Source organism: Acinetobacter sp. ANC 3882 (assembly GCF_022549545.1).
In the GTDB taxonomy this organism is placed as follows: domain Bacteria; phylum Pseudomonadota; class Gammaproteobacteria; order Pseudomonadales; family Moraxellaceae; genus Acinetobacter.
Genome location: NZ_JAKZGB010000031.1, coordinates 1 through 302, shown reverse-complemented (window position 1 = coordinate 302; position 302 = coordinate 1). Strand labels below are relative to the sequence as shown.

The 302-nt window shown below is 55.3% G+C and carries 1 protein-coding gene; it reads right to left on the bottom strand.

The features are described 5' to 3' along the window. A partial coding sequence (locus MMO42_RS18135; protein WP_241321585.1) for an Ig-like domain-containing protein occupies window positions 1–302 on the bottom strand: 302 nt, incomplete at both ends.

Here is a 302-nt window from a genome sequence, read left to right as displayed (position 1 = left end):
ACTGCATCGATGTTCAGTACTGCACCCGCTGGGTTCGGTGGTAGGCTGTCGACCACTTCACTGCCTGGTAACGATGGGTTACCTGCTGGGTCAGTCGCAATCGCAGTCACGGTACTGCCGTCTGGTAAGTTGCCTGGGTTCGGTGTGGTCCATACCCCTGTGGTTGGATCTGTTGGTACTTGAACGGTGGTGCCATTCGGGAAGGTTACCGTCACCGTCGAACCTGGTTCTGCTGTACCGGTAATCGGATCTGTGCCATTGATTGGATCAATGTCTGGTGCATTCGGTGCAGTCACATCGAC